Source organism: Pseudomonas sp. UBA5666 (assembly GCF_002420785.1).
Lineage (GTDB): Bacteria > Pseudomonadota > Gammaproteobacteria > Pseudomonadales > Pseudomonadaceae > Aquipseudomonas > Aquipseudomonas fulva.
On record NZ_DIIQ01000047.1, the window covers coordinates 59,137 to 68,691 of the forward strand.

A 9,555-nucleotide genomic window follows, 5' to 3' on the forward strand; every position below is an offset into this window, starting at 1 on the left:
TTATCCCTTGGCAATTGGCAGATGACGCAACAGCCAGTTGTTCATGTCATGCACCACATCATCACGCCACGACAAGTGCCCCGGGGTATAACGAACCGAACTCAGGCCTTTTTGCTGTTTTTCCAGGATGCCAACATCTTCCAGAGCTACTGTGCCCCAGCGGTGGTAGTAAGGCTGAGCGCGCTCTTCAAAGTCGGGCAGCTCCAGCAAGTGTTTGGGGAAGCAGCCGCCCACCGACAAGTGCGTACGATCCACCGCAATCGGCCTTACTACCAGCCACCACATGCAATCTTGAGCGCAGCAGAATTGGGTAGTGGGCTCGACCAGAGTGAAGAAAGTGCCTTGTTTAGCCTGTTCGCTCAGGCCTTCAATTTGCGGAAAAGGCGCGTCCTGGGTTTTGTCGAGGACTGCGCTCGTCATCAACGACTGCACTTGAATGGCGTGCCATTCGCCTTTGGCTGCAAAGGTCAGGCTATTTTGCGCGCCTACGGTTTTGGCATGGACGATCCCGGTGTGATAGGTCTCCATTGCGTTTTCCAAAAGCAGCTTCCAGTTGCATTCGGCGATGATGTCTTTGCGCCAAACGCAGACCATATCCTCTAATTTGTTGGTCCCGACCAGCTCATCAAAGTCACCTAGATGGGTCATTAAATCCGGCGCGTTGTCGTCGAAATTTAAAAAGATATTGCCGCGCCACACGCTCATGCGAATCGGCACCAGCGCGTTATGTTCCGGATCAAAGCCCGGAACATCAGCCATCCCGGGCGCCCGCATCATGCTGCCATCCAACTTGTAGCTCCAGGCGTGATAGGGGCAGAGGATGTTGCGACGGTTACCGCAGCCTTCCAGCAGAATCGAGCCACGGTGACGGCAAAAGTTGGCAAAGGCGTGCAGCTCGCCTTGCTCATCACGGGTCAGCAGCACCGGCCCGCCCACGGTATCAATGGAGCGGTAGTCGCCCGAGCTGGCAAGCTCATCGGTACGCGCGGCAAAGAACCAGTTCTTTAAATGGATATGCTCCACTTCCTGTTTGAAGATTTCTTCACTGGTGTAGTAGTGCGGTGCAAGAGCACGGGCCTCGCCCAGTTCAGTGCCGCTCCAGAGGTACTTCGCAGAGTGGATCGTCATCATGCAACTCCAGTCACAGGTGTAGCGGCACCGCCGCCCAGATACAGTTGTTTTAAAAGGTCGGCATCCAGACTTGCACCGGAGCCTTGGTAGACAAGACGGCCCTGCCGCAGCACGTACGCGCTGTCAGCAATGGCAATTGCTTCAAGGGCGTTCTGCTCAACCATCAGCACCGTGATGCCCTTGTCGCGAATACTGGCTACCGCTTCCAGCACCCGGTCAATCATCTGCGGCGCCAGCCCCATGGTTGGCTCGTCCAGGATCAGGCATTGCGGGCGCGACATTAGCGCCCGGCCAATCGCAAGCATTTGCTGCTCTCCTCCGGAGAGGGTGCCGGCGAGTTGTTTGGCGCGGGTTTTCAGGATCGGAAACAGCTCGTGCAGCTCGTCGATATCACGGTCGATGGCGCGCTTGTCGCGCTGAATGTAGGCGCCCAGCAGTAAGTTCTCGGTGACCGTCATGCTGGCAAACACCAGCCGGCCTTCCGGTACATGGGCAATGCCCAGTTCGGAGCGGCTTTCAGCGCGTAACTTCAAAAGGTCGTGAGTGATATAGCGGATGCTGCCGCTGACCGGTTTCACCAGCCCTGAAATGGCTTTCAGAGTGGTGCTTTTACCTGCACCATTACTGCCGACCAGACTGGTGATCGTACCGGGCATCACCGCCAGACTGATATCGGTCAACGCTTCAACGGCGCCATAACGCACGCACAGGTTATCGACCTGAATTAATGGCGCAGTCATGCTTTGCCTCCTTTCACCTTTTGTTTGCCGAAGTAGGCGCTTTGCACGGCTTCATTGGCGAAGACTTCGGTCACGCTGCCTTCAGCCAGTTTTTGCCCGTGGTAGAGCACCGTGATCCGGTCGGCTAGACCATGGATGATGCTCATATCGTGTTCGACCAAAAGAACACTGGTGCCGTCGTCACGGATGCGTTTAATCAGGGCCGACAGCTCTTCCTTTTCGGCCAGGTTCATACCCGCCAAGGGCTCATCCAGCAGCAGAAGACGGGGGCGTGAGATCAGCGCGCGGGCAATCTCTACCCGGCGCTGATGGCCGTAGGCAAGGGTGGTGGGGGCACGCTCATCAAAGCTTTCATCCAGACCGACAAAGCGCAGAAGTGCTTTGGCTTGCTCAACCATCTGTGCCTCATGCACGCGCAGCGCCCGACGTAAAAACAGCAGGTGCCAGAGGTTTGCGTCAAAGTGCCGGTGGGCACCGACCAACACGGTTTCCAAGACACTCATCGCACCAAACAAACGGATGTTTTGAAAGGTGCGGGCCAGCCCTGCCTGGGCGATCACATGGGCTTCACGCCCACAGACTTCACTCCCGCTGATGGTCAATGACCCCGCTGTCGGTTTAACGAAACCAGACAGGGCATTGACCACAGTGCTTTTACCCGCACCATTGGGACCGATAAGCGCATGTATATGGCCCTCCCGGATACTGATATCCAGCCCGTCCACCGCCTTCAAGCCACCAAATGTCACGCTTAAACCTTGAGCATTTAGCAGGGCGTTCATTGCGCCACCAGCTTGACCCGCGCTTTGGCGGCAAGTCCTTGAGGTCGGTACAGCATCAAAAGGATCAACAACAGGCCCAGAAGGGCAAAACGCGCTTCAGGGAAGGCTTCAACAAAGGGCAAATCCAGCGCCAGCTGCAGGAACACCACCCAAATCAACGCGCCGATAAAGGGACCAATCAAAGTACCCAACCCGCCCAGAACAACCAGCATCAGCAGCAGAATGTTTTCAAACAGACTGAAGTTGAAAGGGCTGATGTACTGCTGGCTGTGGGCATAAAAGGTGCCAACCAGTCCACCAATAAAGCCACCGAAGGCGTAGGCATATAGCTTGTAGCGCGAGGTCGGGATGCCCATGGCTTCGGCAGCGTCTTCATCTTCACGTATGGCCACCCATGCCCGACCAACATGGGAGCGCACAATGCGAGCAATCACGAACACCACCAAGGCCGCCAGCGCCAACGCATAAAGGTATTGGGCCTGAGCGCTGGCCAACTCGTAACCAAACAGGTTTGGCAACGGGATATCGCGAATGCCCATCGGCCCCCGGGTCAGATCCACCCAGTTGATAGCCACGATGCGAATAATCTCGCCAAAGCCCAGGGTCATGATGGCCAGGTAATCGCCGCGCAGCTTTAGCGTCGGGTAGCCGATACACATTGCAGCCAGCGCTGCGAGTACACCGCCGACGATGAAGTTGGCGTACATCAGCCACCAAACCTCAGCAGATTCAATGCCGAAGCCCTGGCGCATCACCAGAATGAAGATGATTGAGGTGAAATAGGAGCCCACCGCCCAGAAGGCGACATAGCCCAGATCCAGCAAACCGGCAAAGCCCACCACCACGTTCAGACCGCTGGCGAGCATCCCGTAGATCAGCACGAAGATTAAAATCCGCAGCCAGTAGTCGCTGGTCACGACGAAGGCAAGACTAGCTGCAACAGCCACCAGAGCGATCATCAGCCAAGGACTTGGGCTGGCGAATTTACCTAGCAGGTGCTCAACGCGAGCCATCAACCAGCCGCTTTGCGGGCTGTTGCCCAACAAACTTCCACGCTCACCAGCAACGGTTTCCGGCCGGCCGAGCAGGCCTTGCGGGCGGAAGTACAGGAGCAAAATCAGCACACTGAAACTGATGGCGTCTTTCCAGGCGTTGCCGTTCGGCAAGTAACCACCACCCAAGGTTTCCATCATCCCCAGCAACAACCCGCCCAACGCAGCACCCGGAATGCTGCCAATGCCGCCCAAAACCGCTGCGGTCAGCGCTTTAAGCGCAGGTATAAAGCCCATAGTGGCGTGGGCAAAGCCGTAGGTTTGCGCGTAAAGAATCCCCGCCAGAGCGGCAAAACCTGAGCCAAGTAAAAAGGCGATGGCGATAATGCGGTTTACCGGGATGCCAATTAAGGTTGAAGCCGTGCTGTTGTCAGCCGTAGCCCGCATCGCCCGACCAAGGCGGCTGCGCGCCACGAACTGGTGCAACCCCAGCATCGCCACAACCGCCACGATAATGGTTAATGCTTCTGGCACAGTGAGATAGAGCGAGTTGAACAAGACGATCACTTCCATCTCTGAAAGCGGGTTTTCCGGGAAGCGCAGCTCTTCAGCACCCCAGATACTTTGCGCCCCGCTTTGCAGCAGCACAGAGATTGCGATAGAGGTAATTAAAGGCGCCAACCGCGGGGCGTTGCGCAGTGGCCGGTAGGCCAAACGATCCACCACAACGCCTAATATTCCAGCCAGAACAATTCCGAAAGCAGCTGCCAACGGTAGCGCGAAGTGCGGCATCGCCACCGAAACTCCAAACAGGCTGATCTGGTCGAGCATCAAGCTCACGGTAATAAAGGCGCCCAACATGAAGAACTCGCCAAAGGCGAAGTTCACCATGCGCACCACCCCGTAGACGAGACTGAAGGCTACGGCCGCCAGTGCGTATATCGCACCAATGGTCAGGCCGTTAAGCAAAAGCTGAGCAAAGTATTCCATGGCAAACCCATCTGTGTTGCACGAAAGCAGCGGCGCAGCCGCACGGCAAATGGGGCGGCTAGACCGCCCTGAGGTTTACTGGGTGTCGGCTAAGCGAAACGCGCCGTCTTTGACTTGCAAGAAGTACAAAGACCCCACGCGATCGCCGCTAGCCTCAAAGGTCGTTGGACCAGTAACGCCCGGAATATCTTTGATGGTGGAGAAGGCCTCATTAAGCGACTCACGGGTGAGTGCGCCCTGGCTCTTGGCTTGAGTCACCGCTGCGGCCAGAGTTTTACCGGCGTCATAGCCAAGGGCCGCCCAAGCATTGGGCTGCTCGCCATAGGCGCTTTGGTAGGCGTCGATAAAGGGGGCCGTGGTCTCGGTGGAAACCGACGGATCAAACATTCCGTAGGCGATCATGCCCTCCACCGCGCTGCGGCCCAGACTGATCAAATCAGGGTTGAGCGATCCGTCACTGCCTAGGAGCTGAACCTTGATTCCCAAGGCGCGTGCCTGTTCGGCAATTTTTGCTGCTTCAGAATAAAAACCACCGATAAAGATCGCGTCCGGCTTGGCAGCACGCGCCTTGATCAGCAGGGTTTTAAAGTCTTTGGTGCCCAGCAGGTAGCTTTCCTGACCAACAATCTCAGCGTTTTTCGCCGCAGCATCACTGAAGGCGCTTGATAGGCCGATACCATAGTCATCTTGCTGGTTGAGGATATAAACGCGCTTAAAGCCCAGCTTTTCCGTGGCGTAACGCCCCATGGTTTGCCCTTGGGTTGCATCGGTCATCACGTTGCGGCGGAAGTACGCACTGGCACCAGTTAAATCAGGACTGGTGACAGCAGAGGCCAGCACCGGCAATTTGCAGCGGTCAAACACCGGAACTGCAGCCAGTGCAATAGAGCTGAACGAGTAGCCCATCACTACATCAATGGACTCATCCGAGCAAAAGCGTTGTGCAATCAAAACACCTTCGCGAGCCTCACCACGGTCATCAGCCGAAGTCAGACTGAAGGTGGTGTCCGAAGTCTGATTGAGTTCAGTCAGGGCAATCTCTAGCCCCTTGCGGATGTTCAAACCAAATGCCGCAAAATCCCCTGACAGGGCTGCGGTAAAGCCAATTTTAACTTCCTCAGCAGCCACCTGCGTACTGATCAAGGGAAGAGCGGCCAAAGAACTCAGAGCCAGTCGTTTCAACATAAGCATTCTCCAAAGTCAGGATAAGCATGAAGACGATTGGGCAGCGTTAAGGCAATCAATTGGTCTTATTGGTTTGTTTTTTTATTCAGCATTTAGACCTGGATTTGATCTTGCCTTGCCTTGCTCTTGCTGGCAACCACTTATATGCTGGCTCCACTGAAAAAATTCACAAGAGCACATTGGTATGAATGGTTTGCCTGAAATCTTAATTGGTGCAAATGGTTCAGGTGGAAACAATGTCTTAGGCATCACCGCAGTCAACTCCAAAGAGCAGCTGCTGAGCCAGCTTTTGGGGGCGATGCGCACCGGCAGATTAAAAGTCGGAGACAGGCTTTTAAATGAGCGTGACCTGGCTGAATTTTCAACCCTTTCGCGGTCCACCGTGCGCGATGTCCTTAACACCCTTGAGAAGCAAGGGCTGCTAGAGCGGCGCGTCGGACGCGGTACTTTTCTGATCGCCCTTCCCGGGCATGAGCCGCTTGGAGAGCCGGGGAACGAATCCCTGGTTACGCCCGCTGAGCTGATTGAGTTTCGGCTGACAGTGGAACCGGCCCTGGCTGATTTGCTGGTGCTCAAATTGAGCGATGCTGAAATTGACAGGATTCGCGGTGAGCTGTTAGCAGGCCGACATGCCACCAGCTGGGATGAAGTGGAAAGGATCGACCGCGACTTCCACCTAATGCTCTACAGCGCCACACAAAACGCCATGTTCATCGAGTCCGGACGCAAGGTTGCGCGCATGCGCAACAACCCGGCCTGGCTGCGTCTTAAAGCTCATCGTTTTAACCGCGAGCGCTGGCTGGTGTTCCAGCGCGAACACGAAGCCATTCTGGATGCTCTCGCCATGCGCGATGCGCAAACCGTAGCCGACCTACTGCGCCACCATATCTCTGGGGTGCGTATGGATTACGCCCTGAACCGCTCTAACGCGATAAACGTACCCAAGGAGTAGCTGCTATGCCTGAGTCTTCGCACAAGCATCTTTTGTTTATTGACGGCCATTGGTGCTCAGGCCAAAAAGATGCATGGCTGGCAGTGGATAACCCCGCAACCAGCCAAACGGTAAATGAAGTGGCTGTTGCCGAAATCGAAGACTTGGATATAGCCCTAAACGCCTGCGCCAGGGGCTTTTCCGTTTGGCGCAAAACTCCCGCAATAAAGCGCGCGGATGTACTGCTTGAGGCGGCGCGACTGATCCGTGAGCGCCTTGAGTCGCTAGCGCAGACCTTAAGCCTTGAGCAAGGAAAACCCCTGCCTGAGGCACGCATGGAAATAAATTCCTGCGCCGAGCTTTTACAGTGGTACGCCGAAGAAGGGCGACGCGCTTGTGGTCGTCTGGTGCCGGCACGCGACAGCAAAGTGATCAACATGGTTCGGCGTGATCCGGTAGGGCCGGTGGCCGCATTTTCGCCGTGGAACTTTCCAGCCTCGCAAGCTGTACGCAAACTCGCGCCGGCCCTCGCGGCTGGCTGTTCGATTATCTTGAAAGGGCCAGAAGAAGCGCCGGGCGCGCTGATTGGGGTGGTGCAGGCACTGGTAGACGCCGGCCTGCCTGACGGAGTGCTGGCGTTGGTGTTTGGCCGGCCGGCTGAGATTTCTGCGCATTTGATTGCCTCACCGATTATTCGCAAAGTCTCGTTCACAGGCTCCGTGCCGGTTGGCAAGCTGATCGCCACCCAAGCGGCACAGAACGTCAAACCCTGCACTCTAGAACTCGGCGGACATGCTCCGGTTCTGGTATTCGAGGATGTGGATATCCTCGACTGCGCACAAAAGCTGGCACAGGCCAAGTTCCGTAACGCAGGGCAGGTATGCGTCTCGCCTACCCGCTTTTATATCCAGCAAAGTGTTTTTGCCGAATTCACCCAGGCATTTGTCGAGGCCGTACAACGTATAACCATTGGCGCAGCCCAAGAGCCAACCACACAAATGGGCCCACTAATCAACCAACGGCGCTGCGCGCAAATCGCCGACTTAGTCGCCGATGCCAAGGTCAAAGGCGCTACCGTCCTAACCGGTGGAGGGCCGCTAAGAGACTCCGGCTATTTTTTTGCGCCAACCGTGTTAACCAACGTTCCAGAAAACGCCCGCGCGTGGATGGAAGAACCTTTTGGTCCACTAGCGCTGCTGGCGCCGTTTAACTCGGTGGATGAGGCAATTGAGCTGGCCAACAACACAACCTTTGGTCTTGCTGCCTACGCCTTTAGCCACAACCTCGCAGTCTGTCATCGGCTAAGCGACGAGCTCATCACCGGCATGCTTGCCATTAATCACTTTGCGTTGGCCTTTGCTGAAACACCTTTTGGCGGTGTGGGTGAAAGCGGTTACGGGCGTGAAGGCGGCAGTGAAGGCTTGGATGTGTATTTGGTTAATCGCCTGATTACTCAGGCAGTGGCTTAGATTTCGGCTTTTGCGCTTTGTAAGCGAACGGGCATTACACCTTGCCGACGGATACCCAGTTGTGCGGCAGCAGCTCGGCCAGAGCGCTGGCCTTCTGTGTCGGCAGTCGCGTTAGCACATCCTTGAGATAGGCATACGGATCATGCCCATTCATCCGCGCCGACTGGATCAGGCTCATGATTGCCGCCGCCCGTTTGCCGCTGCGTAGCGACCCGGCAAACAGCCAATTGGAGCGACCTAGAGCCCACGGGCGGATCTGGTTCTCGACTTGGTTGTTGTCGATGGGCACGGCGCCGTCGTCCAGATAGCGCGTCAGCGCTACCCAGCGTTTGAGGCTGTAATCCAAAGCTTTCGCCGTGGCTGAGCCGTTGGGCACAAGATCACGCTGGGCCAGCATCCAGTCATGTAGTGCGTCGAGGAGCAGTGAAGCCTTTTCCTGCCGTATTCGCCAGCGTTCTTCATTGCTCATGTCGCGCACTTGGCGTTCGACTTCGTACAGCCCAGCGATAGAGTGCAGCGCCTGTTCGGCCAGTTGGCTTTTGTTCGCCGCGTGCAGATCGAAGAACTTGCGGCGGGCGTGAGCCATGCAGCCGATTTCGGTGATGCCTTGCTCGAAGCTGGCCTTGTAGCCAGCGAAGTCGTCGCAGACCAGCTTGCCATTCCACTGGCCAAGAAAATTGCGCGCATGCTCGCCGGCACGGCTGGGGCTGAAGTCGTAGACCACGGCCTTCAGATCGGCGAAGGGCGTGGTGCTGTAGGCCCAGACGTAGGCACGGTGGGTCTTCTTCTCGCCGGGCGCGAGCATCGAAACCGGGGTTTCGTCGGCATGGATCACGCGCTGGGCAAGCACCGCTTCGCGCAGCGCATTGAAATTCGCCTACGGTCTGTCTGACTTTGCCGTGTAAGGTTTACGATATCGGCTCCAATCTGCCGGGAGCCCCGATTTCCATGCGTGGCGCCGATATCACTCAGGAATCCTTGTTCACTGTCGCCAAGCTCGATGACTTCGTGCCAGCGACTCACCCCCTGCGCGCCATCCGCAAGCTGGCAGACACCGCTCTGCAGCGGATGAGCGCCCTGTTCGACACATTGTATGCCGACACCGGCCGCGCCTCGATCGCCCCCGAGAAGCTGATGCGGGCGCAGTTGCTGCAGTTGTTCTACTCGCTGCGCAGCGAGCGGATGCTGATGGAACAGCTGGGCTACAACCTGCGGTTCCGCTGGTTCGTCGGCCTGGCCATTGATGATCCGGTGTGGGATCACTCGGTCTTCTCGAAGAATCGTGACCGCCTCAATGCCCAGGCAGTGGCCGCCGAGTTTCTGAGCGAGGTGGTA

Annotated in this window: 8 protein-coding genes and 1 pseudogene; 3 read left to right on the top strand and 6 right to left on the bottom strand. The window is 56.7% G+C overall.

The features are described from left to right. The 5 genes from B2Y33_RS20885 to B2Y33_RS20905 all read right to left on the bottom strand — a co-directional run bounded on the left by B2Y33_RS20885 (window position 1) and on the right by B2Y33_RS20905 (window position 5,820). Window positions 1-1,131, bottom strand: coding sequence for an aromatic ring-hydroxylating oxygenase subunit alpha (locus B2Y33_RS20885; RefSeq protein ID WP_049878502.1), 1,131 nt, complete (start codon window positions 1,129-1,131; stop codon window positions 1-3). Next, window positions 1,128-1,871: an ABC transporter ATP-binding protein gene (locus tag B2Y33_RS20890; RefSeq protein ID WP_033982761.1), complete on the bottom strand. Its 744-nt coding sequence runs from the start codon at window positions 1,869-1,871 to the stop codon at window positions 1,128-1,130. The genes B2Y33_RS20885 and B2Y33_RS20890 overlap by 4 nt, the downstream gene beginning before the upstream one ends. After that, the gene (locus B2Y33_RS20895) at window positions 1,868-2,653 is read right to left on the bottom strand and encodes an ABC transporter ATP-binding protein (protein ID WP_033982762.1); all 786 of its coding nucleotides are present in this window, start codon (window positions 2,651-2,653) and stop codon (window positions 1,868-1,870) included. The genes B2Y33_RS20890 and B2Y33_RS20895 overlap by 4 nt, the downstream gene beginning before the upstream one ends. Beyond that, on the bottom strand, window positions 2,650-4,635 hold the full coding sequence (locus B2Y33_RS20900; protein ID WP_033982764.1) for an ABC transporter permease: 1,986 nt from the start codon (window positions 4,633-4,635) through the stop codon (window positions 2,650-2,652). Before B2Y33_RS20900 ends, B2Y33_RS20895 begins: the two co-directional genes overlap by 4 nt. A 75-nt stretch (window positions 4,636-4,710) precedes the next feature. Continuing rightward, window positions 4,711-5,820 carry an ABC transporter substrate-binding protein gene (locus tag B2Y33_RS20905; RefSeq protein WP_033982765.1) on the bottom strand — a complete coding sequence of 370 codons (1,110 nt, stop codon included), beginning with the start codon at window positions 5,818-5,820 and terminating at the stop codon, window positions 4,711-4,713. 184 nt (window positions 5,821-6,004) lie between these two features. Between B2Y33_RS20905 and B2Y33_RS20910 the strand changes: the two genes are divergently transcribed. Beyond that, window positions 6,005-6,772, top strand: coding sequence for a FadR/GntR family transcriptional regulator (locus B2Y33_RS20910; RefSeq protein WP_033982767.1), 768 nt, complete (start codon window positions 6,005-6,007; stop codon window positions 6,770-6,772). A gap of 5 nt (window positions 6,773-6,777) precedes the next feature. Next, the gene (locus B2Y33_RS20915; RefSeq protein WP_033982769.1) at window positions 6,778-8,220 is read left to right on the top strand and encodes an NAD-dependent succinate-semialdehyde dehydrogenase; all 1,443 of its coding nucleotides are present in this window, start codon (window positions 6,778-6,780) and stop codon (window positions 8,218-8,220) included. A gap of 34 nt (window positions 8,221-8,254) precedes the next feature. Here B2Y33_RS20915 and tnpC read toward each other — a convergent pair. Then, a pseudogene (gene tnpC, locus B2Y33_RS20920) lies at window positions 8,255-9,088 on the bottom strand (IS66 family transposase); the annotation flags it as partial. Window positions 9,089-9,168: 80 nt separating this feature from the next. Between tnpC and B2Y33_RS20925 the strand changes: the two are divergent. Then, a partial coding sequence (locus B2Y33_RS20925; protein WP_288633370.1) for a transposase occupies window positions 9,169-9,555 on the top strand: 387 nt, incomplete at its 3' end.